Source organism: Streptomyces sp. MMG1121 (assembly GCF_001280015.1).
In the GTDB taxonomy this organism is placed as follows: Bacteria; Actinomycetota; Actinomycetes; order Streptomycetales; family Streptomycetaceae; genus Streptomyces.
The window spans coordinates 77,847-100,103 of record NZ_LGDV01000188.1 but is presented as its reverse complement, the minus strand read 5'-3'; the positions used below and the strand labels follow the sequence as shown (position 1 = coordinate 100,103).

21 protein-coding genes and 1 pseudogene are annotated in these 22,257 nt (G+C 72.0%); 7 read left to right on the top strand and 15 right to left on the bottom strand.

Annotated features, from left to right (window positions below; all coding sequences use genetic code 11):
* Positions 1 to 63: 63 nt before the first annotated feature.
* The 6 genes from ADK64_RS18655 to ADK64_RS18630 form a co-directional block, all read right to left on the bottom strand.
* Entirely contained in the window at positions 64 to 1,356 is a 1,293-nt protein-coding gene (locus tag ADK64_RS18655) for an alkaline phosphatase family protein (RefSeq protein WP_053660352.1), read from the bottom strand.
* 41 nt (positions 1,357 to 1,397) lie between these two features.
* A complete protein-coding gene (locus ADK64_RS18650; RefSeq protein ID WP_234384629.1) occupies positions 1,398 to 2,435 on the bottom strand; it encodes a hydroxyacid dehydrogenase in 1,038 nt (345 codons plus the stop codon).
* 8 nt (positions 2,436 to 2,443) lie between these two features.
* A complete protein-coding gene (locus ADK64_RS18645; protein WP_053660350.1) occupies positions 2,444 to 3,370 on the bottom strand; it encodes a carbohydrate ABC transporter permease in 927 nt (308 codons plus the stop codon).
* Positions 3,367 to 4,188 (bottom strand): carbohydrate ABC transporter permease, encoded by an 822-nt coding sequence (locus tag ADK64_RS18640; RefSeq protein ID WP_420712996.1) that lies wholly within the window; start codon positions 4,186 to 4,188, stop codon positions 3,367 to 3,369. Before ADK64_RS18640 ends, ADK64_RS18645 begins: the two co-directional genes overlap by 4 nt.
* 373 nt (positions 4,189 to 4,561) lie before the next feature.
* Positions 4,562 to 5,872: an ABC transporter substrate-binding protein gene (locus ADK64_RS18635; protein ID WP_053660348.1), complete on the bottom strand. Its 1,311-nt coding sequence runs from the start codon at positions 5,870 to 5,872 to the stop codon at positions 4,562 to 4,564.
* 156 nt (positions 5,873 to 6,028) lie between these two features.
* Positions 6,029 to 7,138 (bottom strand): substrate-binding domain-containing protein, encoded by a 1,110-nt coding sequence (locus tag ADK64_RS18630; RefSeq protein ID WP_053660346.1) that lies wholly within the window; start codon positions 7,136 to 7,138, stop codon positions 6,029 to 6,031.
* Positions 7,139 to 7,396: 258 nt separating this feature from the next.
* Between ADK64_RS18630 and ADK64_RS18625 the strand changes: the two genes are divergently transcribed.
* The 3 genes and pseudogenes from ADK64_RS18625 to ADK64_RS18615 all read left to right on the top strand — a co-directional run.
* The gene (locus tag ADK64_RS18625) at positions 7,397 to 8,140 is read left to right on the top strand and encodes a TetR family transcriptional regulator (protein ID WP_053660344.1); all 744 of its coding nucleotides are present in this window, start codon (positions 7,397 to 7,399) and stop codon (positions 8,138 to 8,140) included.
* Between the two features lie 160 nt (positions 8,141 to 8,300).
* On the top strand, positions 8,301 to 8,717 hold the full coding sequence (locus ADK64_RS18620; protein ID WP_053660342.1) for a Zn-ribbon domain-containing OB-fold protein: 417 nt from the start codon (positions 8,301 to 8,303) through the stop codon (positions 8,715 to 8,717).
* 206 nt (positions 8,718 to 8,923) lie between these two features.
* A pseudogene (locus ADK64_RS18615) lies at positions 8,924 to 10,383 on the top strand (hypothetical protein); the annotation flags it as partial.
* 21 nt (positions 10,384 to 10,404) lie between these two features.
* Here the strand turns inward: ADK64_RS18615 and ADK64_RS18610 are convergent.
* Both ADK64_RS18610 and ADK64_RS18605 read right to left on the bottom strand, forming a co-directional pair.
* The gene (locus ADK64_RS18610) at positions 10,405 to 10,791 is read right to left on the bottom strand and encodes a PPOX class F420-dependent oxidoreductase (protein WP_053660340.1); all 387 of its coding nucleotides are present in this window, start codon (positions 10,789 to 10,791) and stop codon (positions 10,405 to 10,407) included.
* 10 nt (positions 10,792 to 10,801) lie between these two features.
* Positions 10,802 to 11,998, bottom strand: coding sequence for a MalY/PatB family protein (locus tag ADK64_RS18605; RefSeq protein ID WP_053660338.1), 1,197 nt, complete (start codon positions 11,996 to 11,998; stop codon positions 10,802 to 10,804).
* A 150-nt stretch (positions 11,999 to 12,148) separates the two neighbouring features.
* On the opposite strand from ADK64_RS18605, the gene ADK64_RS18600 reads away from it, so the two are divergent.
* On the top strand, positions 12,149 to 12,979 hold the full coding sequence (locus ADK64_RS18600) for an SAM-dependent methyltransferase (RefSeq protein WP_053660336.1): 831 nt from the start codon (positions 12,149 to 12,151) through the stop codon (positions 12,977 to 12,979).
* Positions 12,980 to 13,270: 291 nt separating this feature from the next.
* On the top strand, positions 13,271 to 14,620 hold the full coding sequence (locus ADK64_RS18595; RefSeq protein WP_053660334.1) for a S1 family peptidase: 1,350 nt from the start codon (positions 13,271 to 13,273) through the stop codon (positions 14,618 to 14,620).
* Between the two features lie 84 nt (positions 14,621 to 14,704).
* On the opposite strand, the gene ADK64_RS18590 is transcribed toward ADK64_RS18595, so the two are convergent.
* On the bottom strand, positions 14,705 to 14,899 hold the full coding sequence (locus ADK64_RS18590; protein WP_053660332.1) for a hypothetical protein: 195 nt from the start codon (positions 14,897 to 14,899) through the stop codon (positions 14,705 to 14,707).
* 100 nt (positions 14,900 to 14,999) lie between these two features.
* Positions 15,000 to 16,148, bottom strand: a complete 1,149-nt coding sequence (locus tag ADK64_RS18585) for an ROK family transcriptional regulator (RefSeq protein WP_234384627.1) — start codon at positions 16,146 to 16,148, stop codon at positions 15,000 to 15,002.
* Between the two features lie 119 nt (positions 16,149 to 16,267).
* Here ADK64_RS18585 and ADK64_RS18580 point away from each other — a divergent pair, with 119 nt between their 5' ends.
* The gene (locus ADK64_RS18580; protein ID WP_053660372.1) at positions 16,268 to 17,470 is read left to right on the top strand and encodes a Gfo/Idh/MocA family protein; all 1,203 of its coding nucleotides are present in this window, start codon (positions 16,268 to 16,270) and stop codon (positions 17,468 to 17,470) included.
* A 29-nt stretch (positions 17,471 to 17,499) separates the two neighbouring features.
* On the opposite strand, the gene ADK64_RS18575 is transcribed toward ADK64_RS18580, so the two are convergent.
* Both ADK64_RS18575 and ADK64_RS18570 read right to left on the bottom strand, forming a co-directional pair.
* Positions 17,500 to 18,195 (bottom strand): L,D-transpeptidase family protein, encoded by a 696-nt coding sequence (locus ADK64_RS18575; RefSeq protein ID WP_053660330.1) that lies wholly within the window; start codon positions 18,193 to 18,195, stop codon positions 17,500 to 17,502.
* A gap of 112 nt (positions 18,196 to 18,307) precedes the next feature.
* On the bottom strand, positions 18,308 to 18,958 hold the full coding sequence (locus tag ADK64_RS18570; protein ID WP_053660328.1) for a maleylpyruvate isomerase family mycothiol-dependent enzyme: 651 nt from the start codon (positions 18,956 to 18,958) through the stop codon (positions 18,308 to 18,310).
* Positions 18,959 to 19,028: 70 nt separating this feature from the next.
* Here ADK64_RS18570 and ADK64_RS18565 point away from each other — a divergent pair, with 70 nt between their 5' ends.
* A complete protein-coding gene (locus tag ADK64_RS18565) occupies positions 19,029 to 19,928 on the top strand; it encodes a LysR family transcriptional regulator (protein ID WP_053660326.1) in 900 nt (299 codons plus the stop codon).
* 120 nt (positions 19,929 to 20,048) lie between these two features.
* Here ADK64_RS18565 and ADK64_RS18560 read toward each other — a convergent pair whose 3' ends face one another.
* The 3 genes from ADK64_RS18560 to ADK64_RS18550 form a co-directional block, all read right to left on the bottom strand.
* Positions 20,049 to 20,837: an SDR family NAD(P)-dependent oxidoreductase gene (locus ADK64_RS18560; protein ID WP_063789921.1), complete on the bottom strand. Its 789-nt coding sequence runs from the start codon at positions 20,835 to 20,837 to the stop codon at positions 20,049 to 20,051.
* A gap of 54 nt (positions 20,838 to 20,891) precedes the next feature.
* Complete coding sequence (locus ADK64_RS18555; RefSeq protein WP_053660324.1) at positions 20,892 to 21,806, bottom strand: SDR family oxidoreductase; 915 nt, start codon at positions 21,804 to 21,806, stop codon at positions 20,892 to 20,894.
* Between the two features lie 73 nt (positions 21,807 to 21,879).
* The gene (locus tag ADK64_RS18550; protein ID WP_053660322.1) at positions 21,880 to 22,248 is read right to left on the bottom strand and encodes a DUF4180 domain-containing protein; all 369 of its coding nucleotides are present in this window, start codon (positions 22,246 to 22,248) and stop codon (positions 21,880 to 21,882) included.
* Positions 22,249 to 22,257 lie beyond the last annotated feature (9 nt).

The window sequence follows — 22,257 nt, the reverse complement described above, 5'->3', positions numbered from 1 at the left end:
GTGGTCGGGGGCGCCGTCGTGTGACGGGGGTGGCTGGTGTGGCGGAGGGGTCCGCCTCCCTGTTCAGAGACCGGCCGCCCACAGCTCCGCGGCGTCGAGGCCCGTCAGCCCCCGGCGTACGGTGCGGCGCGGTGCCGGGGCGAGTGGTGTGGAGGCCGGTACGGCGAGGACCCGGCAGCCGGCTGCCTCGGCCGCGGTGAGGCCGGCGGTCGAGCCGGTCACGGCGAGGCAGGCCGCCGGGTCCGCGCCCAGGGTGCGGGCGGCGGCCAGGTACGGGGCGGAGGCGGGCGCGGTGCGGCTGGTCTCGCCCACGGCGACCGTGGTGGCGAAGGCGGGGGCGCCTGCCGTGTCGAGCGTCTTCAGGACGGCGTCCGCGTCCGGCCGCGAGGACGCCGACACGAGGGCTGTCGGGATCTCCAACTCCCCCAGCAGGGTGAGCAGTTCCACGACGTCGCCGAGGTGGTCCGGCGTGAGCGACCGGGACTCGGTGCCGGCCAGGTCGAACAGTACGGCGTGCGGCCGGGCCGCGAACGGGCGGCCGTCGAAGGTCCAGTGCCGGTCCGGGTGCCGGCCGAGCGCGGCGAAGACCTGGGCGGCGACGTCGGCATGCCGGATCCGGCGCGGCGCGGCGGGCCCGATGCCGGGGCCGGCGGCCACCAGCCAGGCGGTGCGCTCGGCGGCGGTACGGCCACCGTGCCCGCCCGCGTCGGCATGGCCGTGGTCGGTGACGACCAGAAAGGTCCACTCCTCGTCGCCGTACGCGGGACGGGAGCGTACGGCGGCGAGCAGACGGCCGAGCCAGGCGTCGGCACGGCACACCGCCCTCTCGTACGCCTCCCCGCAGCCGAGGACGTGCGCGGTCTCGTCGGGTGCGCCGAGGTAGACGAAGGAGGCCGCCACGTCGTCCTCCGCCAGCACGCGCACCGCGGCCTCGGTGATCCGCCCGTCGCACTCCTCCCATGCCTCGGGGGTCTCGGCACGCGGGGCGATGTGCACGGTGCTGGACGGTGACCGGAAGAGGGGGCCGCCGTCGCACGGCTGGAGGAGGGGGCGCCAGCCGGCGGCGACGAAGGTGCGGCGGCCGTCGTGCCGGTCGAGGCGGGTGGCGAAGTCGGGGAAGACGTCGAGGCGGTGGCCGGAGAGGTCGTTGCTCCACACGCCGTGCTTGGCGACGTCCACTGCGGTGACGATCGTCGCCCAGCAGGGGCCGGACAGGGTCGGGGTGTCGTCGTCCACCTCGACCGGGGTGAGGAATCCGTCGGCCGCGAGGGCGTCGAGGTGCGGGGTGGGCAGCCGGCGCAGGGTGTCGAGGCGTACGCCGTCGACGCCGACGACGAGGACACGGCGCACTGGCATGAATCTCCTTGCCTGGAATGGGAGTTGTGGGCGATCGAGGGTTATGCCGAGCGGGTGAGTTCCTCGGGTCCGACCGGGTGGGCGAAGGGCAATCCGTGTGCGTAGCGGGAGAGTTCGTCCACGGCCCAGTCGGTCATACGGCCCAGTTCGTTGCCGAGCGAGCCCGCGATGTGCGGGGTGAGCAGGACGTTCGGCAGCGTGTAGAGGGGGGAGTCGGCGGGCGGTACGTCGGGGTCGGTGACGTCGAGGACGGCGTTCAGCCGGCCGGTGAGCAGGTGTCCGGTGAGGGCGGCGGTGTCCACGAGGGAGCCGCGGGAGGTGTTGACGAGGGTCGCGCCGTCCTTGAGCAGGGCGAGCCGCCGGGCGTCGAACATGTGTCTGGTCTCGGGGAGTTGGGGTGCGTGGATGCTCACCACGTCACTGCGTGCGGCGAGTTCGTCGAGGCCGGCCGGTTCGGCTCCGAGGGCGCGGGCCTCGGCGGGGTCGACGTAGGGGTCGTGCAGCAGGACGTGCAGGTCGAACGGGCGCAGCAGCTCGATGACACGGCGGCCGACCCGGGAGGCGCCGACCAGGCCGACCGTGCGCCGGTAGTTGCCGTGGCCGGTGTAGTACGGCAGGAGGCTCGGCCGGGTGCGGGTGCGGGCGTAGCCGCGGGCGATGTCGAGGACGCGTTTGCCCGCGAACAGGATGGCGGCCAGGGTGAATTCGGCGACGGGTACGGCGTTGGCGTCGGCCGCGGAGGAGACGGTGATGCCGCGTTTCCAGACGGCGTCGGTGACATGGTGCTTGACCGATCCGGCCGCGTGGACGACGGCCCGCAGCCGGGGCATACGACGCAGTGCGTCCTCGGTGAGCGCGGGTGCGCCCCAGTGGGTGAAGAGCACTTCGGTGCGGGCGAGCCGGACGGCCGTCGCCGGGTCGGCGTCGCTGATCGTCGTGATCGTCGTGGTCGTGTCGATGCGGGCGATGGCGTGGAGCCGGTCGAGACGGCCGTCGGTGAGCAGGGTGTGGTGGATGTCGGCGCCCATGGCGAGTGCGGTGCGCGGGCGCGCAGGGGTGGGGGAAGGGGTGGAGGTCACGGTCACCTTTACTTCACCGCGCCGGCGGTCAGGCCGGAGCGCCAGAAGCGCTGCAGACAGACGAAGGCGGCGATCAGGGGGAGGACGGCCACGAGCGAGCCGGTGATGACGAGCGCGTAGTACTCCGGTTGCTGCTGGGTGATGCTGTTCCACATGAACAGGCCCAGGTTGACCGGGTAGAGATGGTCGTCGTTGAGCATCACGAGCGCACCGAAGAAATTGTTCCAACTGGCCGTGAAGGAGAACAGGAAGATCGTCATGAAGCCGGGCGCCAGCATGGGCAGCCCGACGCGGGCGAAGGTGCGCAGTTCGCCGGCGCCGTCGACACGGGCGGCTTCCAGGACCTCGTCGGGTACGTAGCCCTCGGAGAAGACGCGGGCCAGATAGACGCCGAAGGGGTTGACCAGGGCGGGCAGCAGGAGCGCCCAGTAGGTGTTGACGATGCCGGCCTTGGTGGCGAGCAGGTACATGGGCAGCTGGATGACGGTGCTGGGGACGAGGACGCCGCCGAGGACGAGGGCGAACAGTTTCTCCTTGCCCTTGAAGTCGTACTTGTCGAAGGCGTATCCGGTGGCGACGCAGATGAGGCTGGAGGCGGCGGAGCCGACGACGGAGTACAGGACGCTGTTGCCGAACCAGCGCAGGTAGATGCCGTCGTCGAAGGTGAACAGATGCCGCAGATTGGCGAGGAGGTTGACGTCGCCGAGTGTGAAGCCGGAGGTGGCGAACAGGTCCCGGTGGTTCTTGGTCGCGGCGATGAGCAGCCAGCTGACGGGCATCAGGGTGTAGCAGGCGGCGAGGATCAGCAGCCCGTTGACGACGGTCTTCGACAGCAGGCCGTGCGCGGATGTGCGGCGGCGGGTGCCGGGCCGGGCGGGGCGTTCGGCGGCGGGCCGCCGGTCGGTGACGGAGGTGTCGTGGGTCAGGGTGGTCATACCGCCGCCTTCCAGCGGTTTCCGAGGCGGGTGACGACGAAGGAGAGGGCGATGCCGAGCGCGGCGAGCAGCAGGGAGGCGGCCGCGGCGAGGCCGTAGTCGTGCTGCACGAATCCCGCCTTCCAGATGAACAGGGTGGGCGACCACGCGGTGTCGATCGAGGGCGCGCCGCGCTGGTTGAGCAGCTTCGGTTCGGTGAAGAGCTGGATCGCGCCGACGCAGGTGAACAGGACGGTCATGACGATCGCCGAGGTGATCATGGGGATCTTGATCCGCACGGCGGTGCGCAGATGGCCGGCCCCGTCCACGACGGCCGCTTCGATCACTTCGCGCGGTACGGCCTGGAGGGCGGCGTAGAAGATGACCATGTTGTAGCCGGTCCACTGCCAGGCGGACAGGTTGACCATCGAGAGCAGGACGTGATCGTTGGCGTAGAAGTCCCAGCTGCCGCCAGCGGACTGGATCCAGTCGAGCACGGGGCTGAGGCCGGGGGTGTAGAGGTAGATCCAGATGATCGAGGCGATCAGTCCGGGGATCGCGTGCGGCAGGAAGAGCGCCAGCTGGAAGAACCGTTTCGCTCGGGCGAGGGCCGAGTCGACGAGCAGGGCGAGGGCGAGCGAGGAGCCGATCATCACCGGGATGTACAGGGCGCAGTAGAGCGCGATGTGCAAGAAGGAGTCTCGGAAGCTGGCGTCGGAGAGGGCGGCGGTGTAGTTGCCGAGCCCGGCGAACACCCGACGGGTGCCGCCGAAGCCGAGGCCGGAGGAGCGTTCCTGGAACAGGCTCATCCACAGCGCGTAGCCGATCGGTGCGACCATCACGGCGCCGAACAGCACGAAGAACGGGGTGATGAGCAGGGCTGCGGCCCGGCGCTGGCCGCGCCTGAGCGGTACGGCTGCGGACGGCCGGGCGGCGTCCGGTCCGGCCGAACCGCGCTGCCCGGCCGGCCAACCGGCGGTTCGGGCCGGGGGTGCTGCCACGACGGCTCCTTCGGAGTCGGGGGTGGGCGGTGGAGGGGGAGACGGGTGAGGCGAGGGGGTGCGGGTCCCTTTGCCGGGCCGGAGTCGGTGGCGCGGGGTGTCGTGAGAGGCCGGGGCGGGTGCGGTGCGCCCCCTTGGCGTGCCGCACCCGCGCCGCGTCCCCTCCCCCCAGCTCTCTCTCGGGGCTCAAGAGGCGGGAGTCTCCCGTGGGTTACCTGGCGAGCTTCAGGCCGCGGTCGGTGATGCCGGACTCGGCCTTGCGTTCGCCTGCCTCGACGCCCGCGAGGAAGCCGGACTTGGCGGTGGTGTCCTGGATGGCGGTGTAGACGTCCATCTGGTCCGGGCCCCAGGTCCAGCCGGGCACGATGGCGTCGGCTTCCCGGGAGGCGAGGGCGTAGAGGTCCTGGCCGTTGAAGTAGGAGGTGTCGAACTTGGCGGCGGCGACCTTGCGCATGTCCGGGTTGGCGGGCAGTGCGCTGCTCGGGGACGTCAGGTCGGCGAGCCGGGCCTCGACGCCGGCCTTGTTCGTGGTCAGCCAGGTGATGAACTCGGCGGCGGCCTCGACGTGCTTGCTGCCCGTGAGGACGCCGTAGGAGGTGCCGCCGTAGTTGCCGCCGGCGGGGGCGGACCAGCTGGGCATGGGGGCGGCGGCCCACTTGCCCTTGAGGTCGGGCAGGGCGGTCTTCATGCCGCCGGCCGACCAGGAGGCGCCCAGGAAGGAGAGCGTCTTGCCCTCGGCGCGGGCCTTGGTCTCCTCGGGGCTGTAGCCGGTGAAGGTCTGTACGAGGTCGTCCTTGACCAGGCCGTCCCAGTAGGCGGCGACCTTCTTGGTGGCGGCGTCGTCCACGCCGGTCTTCCAGGCGTCGCCCTGGGTGCCGAACCACTTGCCGCCGGCCTGCCAGGCCAGGGCGGCGAGCAGGGCGGGGTCGTTCTTGGGCAGGGAGGCCAGCCGGACGCTCTTGTCCTGCTCCTTGACCTTCTCGGCGGCCTTCTTGAAGTCGTCCCAGGTCTTGGGCACGGTGATGCCGTACTTCTTGAAGAGGTCGGTGCGGTAGTAGAACAGCTGCGGTGCCACGTCGTAGGGGACGGTCCAGGTCCGGCCGCCGAAGGTCACCAGGGACTGGATCGACTTGGGGAACTTCGTCTTGACCGTTTCACCGGCGTATTTGGTCAGGTCGATCAGATTGCCCTGGCTGGCGAACTCGGGGACCATCTGGTATTCGATCGTGGCCACGTCCGGGGCGTTGCCCGCTTTCACCGCGTTGGCCAGCTTGCTGTAGCCCTCGGTGCCGCTCGGTATCTCGGTGAATCTGACCTTGACGTCCTTGTGCGTCTTGTTGAACGCGTCGACGGTCGACTTGGCGCCGAGGGTCCAGGTCCAGTAGTCGATGGTCACGGGCTTGCCGTCGGACGCGTCGCCCGTCGAGCCGGAACCGCCGCCGCAGGCGGTGGCGAGCAGGCCCAGCGCGGCGACGGCGGCGGTGGCGGTGACTGTGCGGAACGATCGTGGCGTACGCGTCATGGCACGGCTCCTACGAGACCTCGTACGGGAAGAGGCGGTCGCAGGACATCTTTTGTGCACGCACGATCAACGTCAAGAGCGTTCGCGCAAGATAATCAAAACGATCGTTATTCGATCGCCTTCCGAGCGCTTCGCCGCTACGGGGAGTGCGGAGAGTCAGGAGGCGTCGTCGGGCTGCTGACCGCCGCAGGAGGAGCGGATACGCAACTCCGGGAGCAGGTCGAGGTGTTGCCGGGGTCCGGGACGCCGTCCTTCGGCCTGCTCGGCGAGGCGGCGCAGCAGCAGTTTCGCGGCGAGTTCGCCGACCGCGCGGGTGGGCGGGGCGATGGCGGTCAGGGGCACGTCGGCGAGGCCGGCGACCTCGTCCTCGTACGTGATGAGCGCGAGGTCGTCGGGCACCCGCACCCCGTGCGCCTGGAGCCGGGGGACGAGCACGATGGCGTCCTCGTCGCTGTGCACCAGGGCTGCGGTGACGCCGCGTTCGCGGACCGCCCGGACGAGGTAGTCGACGGAGGCGTCGTAGTCGCCGTGTTCCCGTACGCTCGGGGCACCCTGGTCGACGTCGATGCCGCGCGCGCGTACGGCGGCCTGGAAACCGGCGCTGATCTGGACGGCGTGCGGGCCTTCCTGGAGCACCGCGGTGATCCTGCGGTGGCCGAGGGCGGCCAGGTGGCCGACGGCGACGGCGGCGCCGTGGGCGCGGTCGGTGCGGACCCGGTCGAGGTCGGCGGCGGGGTTGCCGGGCGGGGCGGAGCGCTCCACCAGCACGGTGGGCACCCCGCTCTCCATCAGCCATTTCTCCTGCCCGTCCTGGGGGACGCCGGCGAACCAGCTGGGCGCCACCAGCAGCCCGCGCGCACCGCCCGCGATCAGGTGCTCCGCCTGGACGCTGTCCTCGGTGTCGACGTAGCCGGAGACGCCGAGCACGAGCCGTCCGCCCCGGGCGGCGACGGCTTCCCGGGCGCCGCGCACGATGGTGGCGAAGAGGTTGACCGTGGTCGGCACGATCATGCCGATGACGGCGCCCTCGAGGGACCCGTGGTGCGGTTCGCCGGCGGTGGCCGTGCCGGGGGCGCGTTCGCCCGGCCAGACGACCGCGCCGTGCAGCCGCCGTACGCGGCCCTGGGCGGCGAGCGTCTCCACGTCGCGGCGCAGGGTGACGGCGGAGACGCCGAGTTCGGCGGCCAGTTCGGCGACGCGGAGGCTGCCCCGCTCCCGGACGAGTTCGAGCACCCGCTCATGGCGCTGGTCGACGTGCAGTCGCATGGGGTTCCCCCTGGAACAGTGATCGCGCGGGATCAGTGATCGCGAGTCGCTTACTCTACGCCCACAATCGTATCGATCGATTACAGTCAATTCGATCGCTCCGGTGTTCGGAAGGACCCGCTCGGCACGCCTCAGCGCAGGCCCCAGCGCAGGCCTCACGGCACACCGCACCCCTCCTCACAGCACTCAGTTCCCCCGCGAGAGCACTCGTACTGCACTGAGTGTCACACTTCCCTTCCGAGTGCTACGTTCCCGTCCATGAGCTCCAGCAGCGCGGCGCCGACCGCGAAGCCGCCGATGCGGGAGGCCCTGGTCGCGGCGGCCTTCCGGCTCTTCCTGGAACGCGGGTACGAGCAGACCACCGTCGACGACATCGTGGCCCTGGCCGGGGTCGGCCGGCGTTCGTTCTTCCGCTACTTCCCCTCCAAGGAGGACGTGGTCTTCCCCGACCACGAGCGCTGCCTGGCCGACATGACCGCCTTCCTCTCGGCGGGCGGCGCGGAGCACGAGCCGGTGCGGCGGGTGTGCGACGCGGCCCGGCTGGTGCTGCGGATGTACGCCGAGAACCCCACCTTCTCGGTGCAGCGCTACCGCCTCACCAAGCAGGTGCCGGGCCTGCGCGCCTACGAGCTGTCGGTGGTGTGGCGCTACGAGCGCGCGCTCGCCGAGTATCTGCGCGGGCGGTTCGCGGGCCTGCCCGACGGGACGTTGCGGGCCGATGTGATCGCGGCCTCGGTCGTCGCCGCCCACAACAACGGCCTGCGCTCCTGGCTGCGTTCGCACGGCGAGGGCGACGCGGGCGCGGCGGTGGACCACGCGTTGGGGTATGTGCAGAAGGCGTTCGGGCGTTCCGCCGAAGTCGAGGCGTCCGTCCGCGTCAACCCGGTGCCGGTCGGCGGGCCCGCAGGAGATCCTGACGACGTGGTGGTGCTGGCCTGCCGCCGGGATGCGCCGCTGTGGCGGGTGGTGCAGGAGCTGGAGGCGGTGCTCGGCCGCGTCTGACGCGGCTCGCACAGATGAATTCAGGGTACGGAGTGCCTTTACGAGTGACACTGAGTGCCATACGCTGTGGGCGTGCACGGTGGCACGGCTGCCGCGTACACGTGTGCCCGGTGCGCGCCGGACACGCGGGATTCCGGCCGAGCGCAGGGAGTTGACCAGCGTGTACCACCACTCAGCAAACGCCTCGTATCCGGCGGCCGGCACCGCGGCGGGTGTGCTCGATCCCGCCCCCGTGGACTCCAAGGACGCCATCCTCTTCCAGCGCTGCGCCTGGTGCGGCACTGCGATGTACCACCGGCTGCTCTGTCCGGTCTGCCAGGGCAGCGAGCTGCGCACGGAGCGCAGCGAGGGCGTCGGAACGGTCCGGCACTCCACCGTGCTGCACCGCAACACGCCCGCCGCGCGCAACGTGTCGCTGATAGAGATGGCCGAAGGGTTCGTCGTACGGGGCAGGGTCATGGGCCCGCCGGTCGGCATCCACAGCGGCGACCGGGTCCAGCTGTCCACCGCCAAGGACCCGGTGCGGGGCGAGCCGGTCTTCCAGCTGCTGGACGAGCCCTACCGGGCCTGGACCTGACGGTCCCGCCCGGCGGAGACGGACGTCGGACCACGGATCCCGGGCCCCGGCTCTCACTCGTCCGCCGCATCGCGCACAGGTACTCACCGGCGCCACACCCCGGGCACCAACTCCCGTACGCCGACCGGCTGTCCGGTCTCGAACGCGCGGTGGGCGCCGAAGCCGACGGCGAGGGCGAGTGCGCCGTCACGTTCGGTGGCCGCGAGCTGTGCAACAAACACGCGGCGACCCGGCTCACCGCCGACCGGCAGCACCAGGCCGGCTCGACGTACATCGCGGCCGCCGCACGGCTGTTCCTGACCGGCGACGACCGGGTACGGCCGCTGCTCGACGGCTCCGGCAAGCGGGCGCCGTCGGCGGACCCCGCGCGGGTCCCATGCGGTGGGGGCGCGCCGGAGTGCCGGGTTCCTGCCGGACGGCGGGGTGTCGGTGACCGGCGCCCGGCTGTGCGACGCGGTGGGCTCCGCCCCGGGCAAGGCCTGTCTGGGGCAGCGGGTGAACGGGGCGTCGCCGCACTTCGCGCGGTGGGCGACCGACCCGGAGACCGGTCGGCGCGCGTTCGCGCTGCGCTGGACCCGCACCGGTGCCCCGGCCCGGGTGAGCGTCCGGCGGCCCGTGTCGCTGTCGGGTTCCGAGGCGCCGGCGCTGCGGCTGTTCGTGCCGCCGAACTCCAAGGGAACGCAGCTGGCCGTGTCCCCCACCGACACCGGCGGCCACCAGGTGAAGCTGGGCCGGGTCCGTGCCGACGGACTGCCCGGCAGTGAACGCACCGCGTCGTACTGGGCGCGGGAGTTCCGGGTGCCGCTGACCGCTGCCCGCCGCGCCGGGCTCGCGCTCGGCTCGGTCAAGTCCCTTGAGCTGACGTCGCGTTCCGCGTCCGGGCAGGCCTGGCTGATGGACGCGTGGGGCTGGCGGCCCGGCACACCGGCGGCGCGGGCGGGCGCGCTGCCCCGCGTCGACATCGGCCGTACCACGGTCGACGGGGGTGACTCGGGTGTGCGCACCTACCGCGTTCCGGTCGAGGTGAGCGGTCACGGCAGCGGGCAGGTGCGGGTGTACGTCGTCGACCCGGTCACCGGGAAGGCGAAGGACCGGCTGGTGACGGTGCGTCCGGGCGGTCACGACATCGACGTACCGGTCGTGGTGAAGGGCAACACGCGCTACGGCGGCGACGTGACGCACGACGTCCTGGTCAAAGCGGTCCGCGGTGCGGTCGTCGGCTCCTACCGGGGCGGCATCACGGTCCACGACGACGATCCGGCGCCGACGATGACCGTCACCCCGGTCGCCGACCGGGGTCGCGGAGGACAAGTCCCTGACGTGGCGGCTGTCGCTGTCGCAGGCGGTCGGCGTGGACATGAACGCGATGTTCACCGTGGTGCCGGCCACCGCGCCGGAGCTGTCCACGAAGGACGTCCCGGCACGCTGGCTGGAGGAGAGCGCCGGGGTCGGGCCCGATCCGGAGCGTCCGCTGTCGAAGGCCGGGGTCTCCCTGTGGGTGGACGTCCCCTCGGGAAGGACGACCGTGGACATCACCGTGCCCACGGTCAGGGACAAGGTGGAGGAGCCGGCGGAGTCGGTGCGGTTCCAGCAGGTCGACATGGCGACCGGCGAGCCGGGGCCCGACGGGCTGACGCTGTCCGGTTCGATGCTGGACGCGTCGTAGCACGCCCTGTCCGGGTGGCCCTCATTCCGCGAGGGTCACCCGGATCCCGACGGTGCCGTCCCGGCCGCGCCGCAGCCGGCTGCCCAGCAGGGTGAGGCGGCCGAGGATGCCGTACTTGCGGGCGAGGAGGTCCCGGTAGCGGGCGGTGGTGGCCGGGTCGGCGATCGCGGCGGTGGCCGGCAGCTGGTCGCCGGTGGGGTTGCCGCGCAGGTCGCAGGGGCCGACGAGGACGTCGGGGCGGCGCCGGATCCGCTTGACCTTGAAGCTGTCGGCGACCGTCCACACCCCGAGGGTGTCACCGTCCCGGACCACCCACACCGGGGTGGCGACCGGGGTGCCGTTCTTGCGGTAGCTGGTCACCAGCAGGTACTTGCCGGAGCCGAGCCGGTCCAGCCGCATGTCGTCCATGCCCGGCAGTCTAGGAGCCCGCCCGCCCTGCGGGCAGCGCCGCCGCCATGCGCCGTACCCCCTCGGCGAGGATCTCGGGCGAGGTCGCCAGGTTCAGCCGTACGTGCCCCGCGCCGCCGGTGCCGAAGGGCAGGCCGGAGTTGAGGGCGACCCGGCCGCGGTCCAGGAAGACCCGCGCGGGGTCGTCGCCCAGGCCGAGGGCGCGGCAGTCGAGCCAGGCCAGATAGGTGGCCTCGGCGGGGTGGAGGCGGATCGCGGGCAGGTGCTCGGCGAGCAGGTCACCGAGCAGCCGCCGGTTGGTGTCGAGACCGGCCAGCAGGGCGTCCAGCCAGCCGGTGCCCTCGCGCAGGGCGGCCGTGTGGGCGATGACGCCGACGTGGCTGGGGCCGTGGCCGACCTCCTCGGGCAGCCGGTCGAGGTCCATGGCAGCTTCCGGTCCGGCGAGCGCGAGGGCGGCCTTGAGGCCGGCCAGGTTCCAGCCCTTGGAGGCGGACATCAGGGACAGTCCGCGTTCGGCGCCGGGCACGCTCAGATACGGCACGAAGGGGACGCCGGGGGCGACGAGCGGGCCGTGGATCTCGTCGGCGACGACCCGGACGCCGTACCGCTCGGCGAGCGCGGCGACGGCGGCCAGTTCGTCCGCGGTATGGACGGTGCCGGTGGGGTTGTGCGGGCTGCACAGCAGGAAGGCGGCGCGGCCGCGGCCGGCGGTGGCCGCCCGGAACGTCGCCTCCAGGACAGCCGTGTCCAGGCGCTGGCCGGAACCGAGCGGGGCCTCGACCACCTTGCGGTCCATGTGGGCGAGGAACTGGAAGAACGGCGGGTACACCGGCGGGTTGACGATCACCGGATCGCCCGGCCCGGTGACCAGTTTGATCATCTCGACCACACCGAGCATCACGTCCGGAACGATCGCCGTGCGCGCGACGGCGATCCCCTGCCAGCCCCAGCGGTCGGCGGCGAACGCGGCGAATGCCTCCGCGTAGGCGGTGCCGGCGGGGTATCCGGTGTCGCCGAGGGCGAGTGCGTCGGTGACGGCGCGGACCACCGGTTCGGCGACAGGTACGTCCATCTCGGCCACCCACAGCGGCAGCACGTCCTCGGGGTAGGTGCGCCATTTCATGCTCGTACGACAGCGCAGTCGCTCCAGGTCGAGGGCGCGCAGCGGGTTCGGTTCGCCGGGATTGCCGTGCAGGGTTCCGGTCATGGGGCACACGATAGGCGGCCGGTGCGGCAGCGGGAACGACCGGAAAACCCGGAGTGCCCGACGATGATCAACTCGGACGTCTAGATTGCGTCATGAACAAATGAACGCGACGCTCGTCCGGCTTTCTCAGGCATCCAGGAGCTGACCCACGTGACCGACAACCCGGCAGCCACCAACGACGTGGCCGTGTCGCTGCGCGGCCGTATCAACACCAGCCAGCCGCACACCGCCCGGATCTGGAACTACTGGCTCGGCGGGAAGGACAACTACGAGGTCGACCGCGCGGCCGGCGACCGGATTCGCCAACTGCACCCCGGCATCGGGGAGTACGCGCGTGCCGACCGGCTCTTCCTCGGCCGTGCCGTGCGCCACCTCGTCGCCGAGGCGGGCATCCGGCAGTTCCTGGACATCGGCACCGGGCTGCCCACCGCCGACAACACGCACGAGGTCGCCCAGCGCATCGCACCCGATGCGCGGATCGTGTACGTCGACAACGACCCGCTCGTCCTCGCACACGCGCGTGCCCTGCTGACGCGCACGCCCGAGGGCCGTACCGACTATCTGGACGAGGATCTGCGCAACGTCGACGCGATCTTCGAACACGCGGCGAAGACCCTGGACTTCAGCGAGCCGGTGGCGCTGATGCTGCTCGGCGTGGTCATCTTCATCGGTGACGACGAGGATCCGTACGGTCTGGTACGGCAGTTGACCGACCGGCTGCCGTCGGGCAGTCATCTGGTGCTGTCGCACACCGTCACCAGCCCCTTGATGCCGGACGTGGACGAGGCGGTGAGGTTCTGGAACGAGAACGGCACGCCGAAGCTGACCCAGCGCACTGCCCAGGACGTGACCCGTTTCTTCGACGGCCTCGAACTCCTGGACCCCGGCGTGGTGTCCTGCTCCCGCTGGCGCCCGGAGCATGCGCACGGGGCCGAGCCGGAGGAGGTCGCCATGTTCGGCGGGGTGGCCCGCAAGAGCTGAGTTCGGCGGGGTCCGTTCCCCGTGGTGGCCGGACGCCGGGACGGGCGGGCTCGCCGTCGTCGCCGCACGCCCGAACGGCGTCGCACACCCGGGCAGGCCGAACCGTCGCCGTCACCACCCGCGGGGGGGCAGGATCGCCTCCGCCGCCGCGCACCCGGTCGGTGAGAACTCCGCCGTCGCTGAACGCCCCGGCCGTGGGCCGCGTATGGAGGTGCGGGTCCTCGATGGGTCGGGGGTCTCGCGCTGTCGGTCCGGGCGGCGCGCTTTCGGGTTCGGCTTCGGGAGCCACGCATGCGGCACGCACGACGACGGATCGTCCGGCGAGTGACACGCCTGGCGGCGGTCGGCGGACTCCTTCTGGGGGGCGCGATGGTCGCCCAGGCGGCCATGGCGAGCGAGACCCCGCCGGCCGCCGGCGCCGGGGACACCGGCGCCGCGCTGGTGGCGCGGCTCGGCACGGGGCACACGGCGGGCGACTGGATCGGCGCCGACGGGCGGCCGGTGGTGGCGGTGACCGACGACGCGGCGGCGCGGGCGGTACGGCGCGCGGGGGCCGAGGCGAAGGTCGTGCCGCACAGCATGGACGAGCTCAAGTCGGCGACCGGTCGACTGCGTTCGGCACCGCGTGTGGCGGGCACGGCGTGGGCGGTGGACTACCGGACCAACCGGGTGGTGGTGACCGCGGACAGTACGGTGTCCCGGGGCGACTGGTCCCGGATGTCCCGACTCGCCACGCGCATAGGCGACTTCGTGCGGATGGAGCGGGCGCAGGGCACGTTCACGACGCGGCTCAACGGGGCCCAGCCGATCCTGTCGACCGGCGGCCGCTGCTCGGCGGGGTTCAACGTGACCGACGGGCAGAGCGACTTCATCCTCACCGCGGGGCACTGCGGTCCGGCCGGATCCACCTGGTTCGCCGACAACCAGGGCGACCGGCAGTTGGGGCAGACGGTGCGCAGCACGTTCCCCGGCAATGACTTCTCGCTCGTGCGGTACGCGTCCGGCAAGGCCGGTGACGGCGCCGACGTCGTCGCGATCGGCGGCGGCAACGGGGTGCGGATCACCGGGGCCGCCGATGCGGCCGTGGGACAGCGGGTGTTCCGCAGCGGAAGTACCAGTGGTCTGCACGACGGCCAGGTCACCGCGCTGAACGCGACCGTCAACTACCCTGAGGGGACGGTCACCGGACTCATCCAGACCAATGTGTGCGCCGAACCGGGCGACAGCGGCGGCCCGCTGTTCTCCGACGGTGTCGCACTCGGTGTCACCTCCGGCGGCAGCGGTGACTGCAGGACGGGCGGGACGACGTTCTTCCAGCCGGTGACGAAGGCGATGGCGGCACTGAACGTCAAGCTCATCGTGTCGGCGCAGAACGCCGGCGGCAGTGCCCGGAGCGCGCCCCCCTCCCCCGCGGCCACGCAGGCCGCGATCGCGCCGAACGCCGCCGCGCCGGGCTCGGCGGCGCCGGTGACGGGCAGCCAGGGGCGGACGCTGCTGGCCCGGCTGACGGACACCCGGACCATCGGCCCCGGGCTGCTGGTCGTCGCGGGCAGTCTGATCGCGCTCGTCGCGACCCGGTACATCCGCGCCGAGCAGGACCGCAAGGCGTATCAGCGGTACTACTCGGCGACGTGGGGCTGACGAGGAGTCGGTGGTGGCACCGGAAGGGCACCCGTGCGCTCACGGATGCCCTGGACGGTACGGCGCGCGGTCCGCGCGAGGCGGTCAGGCCGCCTGGTGCGACGGCGGGGCCGCGGTGGCCCACTCCAGCACGAGGCGCTGGTACTCCGCGCGCTGCTCGGTGGTCAGTGTCCCGCCCGACCGGCGCCACAGGGCCCTGATCTCCTCGTTGACCTCCGCGGCCGATCGCGCGGAGCGATCGGTGGCGGCTTCAACAGTGGTGGACATGCTGTGAAGCATATGCCGATCGACGTGAAGGCGCTGTGAGCAAGCACACGAGATACGGACATTCCGGACCGTGTTACTCGTCACGTCGATGTGTCAAGCGGCAGACGGGAGTTCACACCGGGCCCTCACCCAGCACGAGCACCTGGATCGCCAACACCGCTGCGCCGCGCGCCCAGTCGTGGAAGTCGGAGACCTTCGTCTCCAGGTCGACGGGAGCGGCGAGCGGATGCCGGTGGGCGCGGATGGTCTCGTGGACCGTGTTCCCGGCCACATCCATCAGACCGACGCCCTCGCCGGCGAGCAGGATCTTCTGCGGCAGGGCGAAGTTGGCGATCTGCGCGACCAGGGTGCCGAGTGCGCGGGCGGCCTCGTCGACGACCCGGGAGGCCATGGGCTCGCCCGCGCACGCGCCGGTGAGGATCTCCTCGTAGGAGGTGTCACGGCCGGTCGCGGCGCGGACCTGGTACTCGATGCCGGGGATGGTGAGCAACGACACTGCGCTGCCGCGCGCGCCGTCCGGGGTGAGCGGGCCGTGCGGGTCGATGATCCAGTGCCTGCCGAAGCCGCGGCCCTCCTCGGCGAACGGCACGCGCCGGCCGCCGAGCACCAGCCCGTAGCCGATGCCGGCGCCGATGGTGAGGACGGCGAAGCGGTCGAGGCCGCGGCCCGCGCCGAACCAGGTCTCGGCCTCGGCCAGGGCTGCCACGTCGTTCTCCACGACGACCGGCAGTGCGGTGCGTTCCTGGACCAGTGCGGCGAGCGGTACGTCCCGCCAGCCGAGGAAGGGCGAGTCCTCGACCACCACGCGCTCGCGCACCAGGCCGCCCACGCCGATGCCGATGCCGGCCGGGGCCGGACGCCCCCCGGCCAGTTCGGCGGCCAGCTCCGCGACCAGGCCTGCGACGGCGTCCGGGGCGTGCGAGGCCAGCGGCCGGTCGAGGCGGGCGGTGACCTCGCTGCGCAGGGTGGTCACGACGCCGTAGACCATGTCGGCGGTGATCTTGAAGCCGAGGAAGGAGCAGGAGTCGGCCACGACGCCGAGCGGCTGGGACGGACGCCCCTGGCGCGCCTGCGTCCCGCCGCCCGTCCCGGGGGCCTCCACCAGCAGTCCGGACTCGATGAGGGGCTTGGTCAGCCGGGTGAGGCTGCCCTGGGAGAGCCCGAGGCGCCGGGCCAGCCCGGTGCGGGACAGCGGGCCGTGCACGAGCACCTCGATCGCCACGGAGCGCTCCGCGGGGCTCAGTGGCAGCCAGTCGGTCACGACATCTCATTTCTTTCACATCAGAAGTAACCAGGTCACCCTACTGTGCGCGGAGTGCCCCGCAGAGGCGACCTCCCGCATCTTGACGGCCTGATTCTTGCACCACAAAAGTAATGGGCATGACTTTCTCTCTCGGCATCGTCGGCGCCGGACAGTTCTCCGGGCAGTTCGCCTCGCTGTTCCAGGCCCATCCCGGCATCCGTGACGTGTATGTCACCGATCTGCTGCCCGAGCGGGCCGAGCGGCTCGTCGCCGCGCAGCACCTCGCGGGCGCCTTCCCGTCGTACGAGGCCATGCTGGAGTCGGCGGCGGTCGACGCGGTCGCGGTCTTCACCCAGCGCTGGACGCACGGCCCGCTGGTCCTGCAGGGGCTCGGTGCGGGCAAGCACGTGTACTCCGCCGTCCCCATGGCGATCACCACGGAGGAGATCGCCGCGATCATCGACGCGGTCCGGGCGACCGGGCTGACGTACATGATGGGCGAGACCAGCCAGTACAACCCGGCGACCGTGCACGCCCGCAACCGGATCGCCGAGGGCGCCTTCGGCCGGCTCTTCTACGCCGAGGGCGACTACGTCCACGACATGGACCTCGGCTTCTACGACGCCTACCGGTACAGCGGCGGCGAGAGGTGGAAGGCGACCGCCAGCTATCCGCCGCTGCTCTACCCGACGCACTCGGTCGGCGGGGTGCTCGGCGCGTGGCAGACGCACGCGGTGAGCGTCTCGGCCATCGGGGTGCGGGACGATCGCGGTGATGGCGTTTTCGATCGTTCGGTCAGTCAGTTCGACAACGACGTGTCCAACGCGACCGCTCTGTTCGAAGTGGCGGGCGGTGGATCGTTCCGGACGAACGAGTTCCGGCGGGTCGGCTATCCCTCGCACATCCGCGAGTCCCGCTTCCGCTTCTTCGGCACGCAGGCCAGCATGGAGCAACTGGCGACGGTGGCGCTGTGGCAGGACAAGCACGGGGTCAAGGACATCAGCGAGCTGCTGGAGCCCAGGGCGACGCTCTCCCCCGGCGATCCCTCGCTGGCCCACGTCGCGCCAAAGCTGCGGGCCGCCTTCACCTCGGGCTCGGCCCCGGTGCACGACCGGTCAAGGCTGCCGAGGGAGTTCGACCACCTGCACAACGGCCACGAGGGCAGCCATCACTTCCTCGTGGACGACTTCGTCACCGCCGTCACCACCCGCTCGCTGCCCTCGGTGAACGCGTGGACGGCCGCCCGCTACACCCTGCCGGGCATCATCGCGCACGAGTCCGCGCGACAGGGTGGCGTACGGCTTCCGATCCCCGACTTCGGGGACGCTCCCGAGGTGTGACGGTCCGGGCGGCGACAGTTCGGGGACGCTCAGGTGCCCGGCTTGCGGCCGTAGACGAAGACGTCGTCGCCCGTCCTCAGCAGCGACCAGTACTTCTGGGCTTCCGTGGTGGTCATGTTGACGCAGCCGTGCGAGCCCGGCGGATTCCACATGCTCAGGCCCACCGAATGGAAGGCCTGGCCGCCGTCGAAGAACTGGCTGTAGGGCATCGGCACGTTGTAGAGGGTCGACACATGGTGGAGGTCCCGCCAGTAGATCTTCTTCAGACCGGTGCGGGTGGCGTAGCCCTTGCGGCCGGTACGGACCGGCACCGGCCCGTAGACGAGCTTCTTGCCGTCCTGGATCCAGCTGAGCTGGAGCGTGAGGTTCACGCAGGCGATCCGGCCCTTGTTCACCGGGCACTTGCCGTCCTTGTTCGGGTTCTTCCCGACGGCCTTCTGCTTGTTCATCAGATCCATCACGCCCCAGGTGACGGGTCCGGCGTAGCCGATGTCGGGCGTGATGCCGTGCCTGTCCTGGAAGGCCTTGACGGCCTTGCAGTCGGCGGCGGACTGCCTGCCGTCGACCGGCCGGCCGAGGAACTTCTCCACCTGCTTCTGATACGGCCCCGTCCGCGTGCTGCAGCTCGCGGCCTGGGCCGGCGCGGCGGTGAGGGCGAGCATGAGCGGTGCCACCAGTCCCGTGAGGCCCAGCGCGACGACGCCCCGTCTGCGTATGTCCCCCATATGTCTCCCCTTCTCCCCTTGCCGCCCGGGATCGGTCCCGGGCGCTTTCTGCGCGATTCCCACGAACTCGGACTACTAGACCTGTGCGGGGCGTTGAGGGTTGTGGTTCCGGTCAGGCTGTGACGAAACGGTGAACTTCATCGCCGCGCAGCCGGCCGGCGGGGAGTCTGCGGCCGTAGGCGGCCAGCAGCAGGTCCTGGCCACGGCCGTACAGGGGCGTGCCGGTGCCGAAGGTCCAGTCGAGGTCGTCCGCGCACAGCCGTACGCCGGTGAGGTCGGTGCCGAAGACCCGGAAGGCACGTGGGTCGACGCCGTCGAGGAGCATCCGCAGGCGGTCGCCGGGCACGTCGCGGTCCAGGCCGAGGGCGACGATAACGTCCAGGCCGTGGACCACGTCGTGGGCGAGGGCCGAGGCGAGGCCGCCGATCGGGGGCGTCCAGGGATGGTGCGCGTGGGTGCGCAGGAAGGCGGCGAGTCCGGCGTCCGGGTGCGCGGCCGCGTCCCGGCGGGCGAGCCGGTCGGTCATGCGGTGCAGGCTGCCGCGCGCCTTGACCAGTTCCCGCAGCACCTTCGCCGTCGGGTACCGGAACCCCATCGACATGTGCGCCACGACCTCCCGCACCCGCCAGCCCGCGCACAGGCTGGGCGCCTGCCACTGTGCGGGGGTCAACGTCTCGAAAAAGTCGGCCAGTTCGCATCGTTCGGCGGCGATGGCGGCGGCTGTGGCAGCCCTGTCCGCCGTGCCGTGTGCTGTTTTCCCCATGCCTCCAGGGTGGGGAGGCCGCAACCGGAAGTCCAAGACATGATCCGTCTTCCATCTAGCATGATTCGTTATGGAGTTGAGGCAGCTGCGGTACTTCGTGACGGTGGTGGAGGAGGCCGGGTTCACCCGGGCCGCCGAGCGGCTGCATCTGGCCCAGCCGGGACTGAGCGCGCAGATACGGCAGCTGGAGCGGGAGTTGGGGCAGCCGCTGCTGGACCGGTCGGGTCGCTCGGTGCGGCCGACGGAGGTGGGTGAGGCCGTACTGCCGTACGCGCGGGCCGCGCTCGCGGCCGTCGACGGGGTGCGGCAGACGGTGGAGGAGTACACGGGCCTGCTGCGCGGCCGGGTCGCCGTCGGTCTCGTGCCCGGCACCCTCGCGCACGCCTTCGACGTGGCCGGCCAGCTGGCGGACTTCCACGACGCCCACCCTCGGGTGGAGGTCACTCTCACCGAGGACACCTCCGACCGGATGCTGGCCGGGCTGCGCCGGGGCGAACTGGACCTCGCCGTGATCGGCGTCGCGGACCAGGCACTGCCGCCGGGTGTCGCGCTGCACGTGGTGATCGACGAGCCGCTGGTCGCGGCGGCCGCCCCCGGGCATCCCCTGCTGCTCGAGTACGACGGCGCCGACGCCGTTGCGCCGGCGGCCCTGCGCGGGCACCGGCTGATCGGCCTGCCGCGCGGGACCGGGATGCGGGCCGTCCTGGAACGGCTGTGTGCCGAGGCCGGCTTCCGCCCGGACATCGCGTTCGAGGCGGCGACCCCGGACGGCCTGGCCCGCCTGGCCGCCCGGGGCCTGGGCGTGGCGCTCCTGCCCGGCCTCGGTGCCCGGCCCGGCCTCGCCACCCTGCGCCTCGCCGCCGCGGGCGCACGCGGGCGGGTGGCGCTGGCCTGGCGCACGGAGGGCCCCCTGGCTCCGGCGGCGCGGGAACTGCTGGGACGGCTACGGCAGGCAATGGGCGACGGGTAAGCGCCCTGGGGAGTCCGGCCGTTGCCGGGTACAGCCCCGAGGCGGGGTGCTCGCGCCCATGTGGCCCAGTCGCGTGCCGGTACGACCCCGCGCCGCTCGGGGAACTGCACCGCCGACGGCTCAAGGGTGCCGTAGGGCCGCTTGGAAACCGGTGTTCACCGCCGTGAGGCCGCCGTCGACCACCAACGTGGTGCCGGTGATCCAGGCGGCGTCGCGGGAGGCGAGGAAGGCGACCGCGGCGGCGACGTCCTCGGGCTCGCCGATGCGGCCCAGCGGGTACAGGGGCCGGACGGCGTCGAGTTCGTCGTCGCGTCCCTGCCACGCCGAGGTACGGACCGTGCCCGGCACCACGAGGTTCACCCGCACGCCCCGGGCCGCCGCGTGCCCCGCCAGGGTGCGGGTGAGCGAGCCGAGGCCGGCCTTGGCGGCGCTGTAGGCGTGGTTGCCGAAGTCCTGCAGGCCGTTGACGGAGCTGATGCTGACGATCGCCCCGCGCCCGGAGGCGGCGAGGTGGGGCAGCGCGGCCCGGCAGCAACGGTGGACGCCGGAGAGGGTGATGTCGAGGTCGCGCGCCCACCCCTCGTCGGGGTCGTCCTCGAACAGCGGGACGTCCGGCGTGCAGTGGGCGGCGCAGTTGACCAGTACGTCGAGCGAGCCGAACTCTGCGACGGTGTGCGCCACGGCCGCCTCCACGGTGGTCCGGTCGGCCACGTCGCACGCCAACGCCTGTGCGGCGAAGCCCTGTTGACGCAAGCCGGCGGCGGTCCGCGCCGCCTCGGGCAGGTGCCGGTCGGTCACCAGGACGCGGCCGCCCTCCTCGGCGAGCCGCCGGGCGACGGCCGCGCCGATACCGCGGGCCGCGCCCGTGACGAGTACTCCGTGTCCGGCGAAGCGGGTGTGATCGGTCATGGGCCGACGGTACGGCCCGCGGGCCGCCGTTTCACCGGGTACGGCGGGACCGGATCACCGGTACCCGCTGACGTCCGCGGGCTTGCCCGCGTCCTGCACCTCGACCAGATACCGCCAGGCGTCGGGGCGGCTGCCGTCGAGGTCGGTGAAGCCGTACACCGGCGCGAGTCCGCCGCTGGAGAGCGACTGTCCGTTGAAGCGGGCCACGCCGGGGTCGGCGGCCAGCGCGGCGACCGCACGACCGACGTAGTGCGGGGTCTCGGAGATGGCGAAGTGCGGCTCCTTCGCCAGGGCGTCGCGCCAGTTGTCCTCGCGGACGCCGTAGCCGTCGAGCATCAGCTCCGAGCGCAGCCAGCCCGGGGTGAGCGCGACGGCGGTGGCACCGCGCGGGCCCAGCTCGTGGCCGAGGGCGAAGGCCATGCGCAGGACGGAGCTCTTGGCGAGGTCGTAGAAGAAGTTCACGCGGTAGGTGTCGCGGTTGTGGTCCGCGGTGCCGTCCGTGACCTCCACGACCAGTCCGCCGGGCCGGCGCAGCAGCAGGGGCAGCGCGTAGTGGCTGGTCACGGCGTGTGTCTCGACGGCGAGCCGGAGGAGCCTGAGCCCGTTGTCGAGATCGTGCTCCCAGAGCGGGGTGTCCCACTCGAAGAGTTTCTCGCCGCCCCAGATGTCGTTGACGAGGAGGTCGAGGCGGCCCTGTTCGTCCGCGATCCGGTCCACCAGGGCGCGTACGGCGCGGTGGTCCAGGTGGTCGACGGGTACGGCGATGCCCTGTCCGCCGGCTGCGGTGACGAGGTCGGCGGTGTCCTCGATCGTCTCGGGGCGGTCGTACTCGGAGCGTCGGGCGCGGGTGCTGCGGCCGGTGGCGTAGACGGTGGCGCCGGCCGCGCCGAGTTCCACGGCGATGCCGCGTCCGGCGCCCCGGGTCGCCCCGGCGACCAGCGCCACCTTGCCCTGTAGCGGTCCTGACATGTCCGGCCTCCTGTGCGGTGCGACTGCTGTCGTCCACCACACTCACCGGGAAACCCGACGTCTTCTGTCGGTATTACCTGCGCAGTCGCCCGTCCAGCTCGGCCGCGTCCGCGACGAACCAGAGCTGGCCGCCCTGGTTGGACTCGTAGACGAAGTCCCGCAGGGCGTCGCTCGCCTCGACGTGGGCCGCGATGTCGCCGAGGACGGCGAGCCGCAGCCGGTAGGTCACGAACTTCTGCACGACATCGCCGGCGACACCGGAGCGCAGCCGGAAGAACTCGTCCGCCACCCGCTGCACCGGGACCACGACCAGCTCCGCCTCCTGGCCGAAGGCGTCGCCGATGAGGTCCAGCGCCGCGCGCTCGCCGTCCAGCGCGGGGCCGTCGGGTGCGCAGCGCAGGACGCGTGTGCCGTGCAGGGTCTCCAGCGTGTTCGTGGTCATGATCGTGAT

Bases quoted from the DNA above. Each gene is read 5' to 3' on its own strand.
- ADK64_RS18655 (WP_053660352.1), bottom strand. From the start codon at position 1,356: ATGCCAGTGCGCCGTGTCCTCGTCGTCGGCGTCGACGGCGTACGCCTC.
- ADK64_RS18645 (WP_053660350.1), bottom strand. From the start codon at position 3,370: ATGACCACCCTGACCCACGACACCTCCGTCACCGACCGGCGGCCCGCC.
- ADK64_RS18640 (WP_420712996.1), bottom strand. From the start codon at position 4,188: ATGGTCGCACCGATCGGCTACGCGCTGTGGATGAGCCTGTTCCAGGAA.
- ADK64_RS18635 (WP_053660348.1), bottom strand. From the start codon at position 5,872: ATGACGCGTACGCCACGATCGTTCCGCACAGTCACCGCCACCGCCGCC.
- ADK64_RS18630 (WP_053660346.1), bottom strand. From the start codon at position 7,138: ATGCGACTGCACGTCGACCAGCGCCATGAGCGGGTGCTCGAACTCGTC.
- ADK64_RS18625 (WP_053660344.1), top strand. From the start codon at position 7,397: ATGAGCTCCAGCAGCGCGGCGCCGACCGCGAAGCCGCCGATGCGGGAG.
- ADK64_RS18610 (WP_053660340.1), bottom strand. From the start codon at position 10,791: ATGGACGACATGCGGCTGGACCGGCTCGGCTCCGGCAAGTACCTGCTG.
- ADK64_RS18605 (WP_053660338.1), bottom strand. From the start codon at position 11,998: ATGACCGGAACCCTGCACGGCAATCCCGGCGAACCGAACCCGCTGCGC.
- ADK64_RS18595 (WP_053660334.1), top strand. From the start codon at position 13,271: ATGCGGCACGCACGACGACGGATCGTCCGGCGAGTGACACGCCTGGCG.
- ADK64_RS18590 (WP_053660332.1), bottom strand. From the start codon at position 14,899: ATGCTTCACAGCATGTCCACCACTGTTGAAGCCGCCACCGATCGCTCC.
- ADK64_RS18580 (WP_053660372.1), top strand. From the start codon at position 16,268: ATGACTTTCTCTCTCGGCATCGTCGGCGCCGGACAGTTCTCCGGGCAG.
- ADK64_RS18575 (WP_053660330.1), bottom strand. From the start codon at position 18,195: ATGGGGGACATACGCAGACGGGGCGTCGTCGCGCTGGGCCTCACGGGA.
- ADK64_RS18570 (WP_053660328.1), bottom strand. From the start codon at position 18,958: ATGGGGAAAACAGCACACGGCACGGCGGACAGGGCTGCCACAGCCGCC.
- ADK64_RS18565 (WP_053660326.1), top strand. From the start codon at position 19,029: ATGGAGTTGAGGCAGCTGCGGTACTTCGTGACGGTGGTGGAGGAGGCC.
- ADK64_RS18560 (WP_063789921.1), bottom strand. From the start codon at position 20,837: ATGACCGATCACACCCGCTTCGCCGGACACGGAGTACTCGTCACGGGC.
- ADK64_RS18555 (WP_053660324.1), bottom strand. From the start codon at position 21,806: ATGTCAGGACCGCTACAGGGCAAGGTGGCGCTGGTCGCCGGGGCGACC.
- ADK64_RS18550 (WP_053660322.1), bottom strand. From the start codon at position 22,248: ATGACCACGAACACGCTGGAGACCCTGCACGGCACACGCGTCCTGCGC.